At 40.5% G+C, this 785-nt stretch carries 1 protein-coding gene; it reads right to left on the bottom strand.

Going from position 1 to position 785, the window contains the following annotated elements:
• The coding region (gene rhuM / locus QVO99_RS00025; protein WP_288176818.1) for a RhuM family protein at positions 1–307 on the bottom strand (307 nt) is incomplete at its 3' end.
• Positions 308–785: the final 478 nt, after the last annotated feature.

Below are 785 nucleotides of genomic sequence, written 5' to 3' on the forward strand. Positions count from 1 at the left end.
ATGCCTGATAATCGTAGCGGTCGAGCGTGTCGAGGGCATATACATAATCTGTAATTACACTGAACAGTCCGGAGTATTCTCCTTCAGATACTTTGTCTTGCAGAGTGAGAGCTCGCGACATCAACCGGACCACATCCTTCAATTCGTCATAGTGGTCGAGGCGTCGTTGGTCTATGGCATAGCCTCTGATGAGGTACTGCTTCAATATGCTGTTAGCCCATCTTCTGAAAGCAATACCATTCCGGCTTTTCACTCTATAGCCCACAGAAATAATCATATCAAGATTATAGTAATCTATTTTCTGCATTTGGATATAACCCTCTTTTCTGCCATATTTCTTGGGTGTCGCAAATTTTGCGACTACCGGCTCTCCTTCTAGTTCCTCCCTCAATGCATTATTGATATGCTTTGCTATTGTCTTATAGTCTCTGCCATAAAGTTGAGCGATTTGCTCTCTATTAAGCCACACAGTTTCCTTTTCCAACTTTACTTCAAGTTGGGTGTTGCCATCATCAGTCGTATATATAACGATAGACGAGCCATTATTTGCAACAATTTTATTCTCTGTCATATTCATCCTTGCTCCTTATATTGATTCCACATTTCGAGCCATGTACATATCACGTCATTACATACATAACTTCTTAACCGCAAAGTTATTGCTTTTGTGTTTCTTTTTAGTTCACTCCTGCCTCTTCTCTTGCAAAAGAAACTTTTGGGGGGGACGAATTCCAAATGTAACCTGTTGGCGGAATTTATTTAGTGCATACTTAATTCTGCCAATG

Origin of the sequence: Prevotella sp. CAG:592 (assembly GCF_000436015.1) — a bacterium.
GTDB lineage: Bacteria > Bacteroidota > Bacteroidia > Bacteroidales > Bacteroidaceae > Prevotella > Prevotella pectinovora.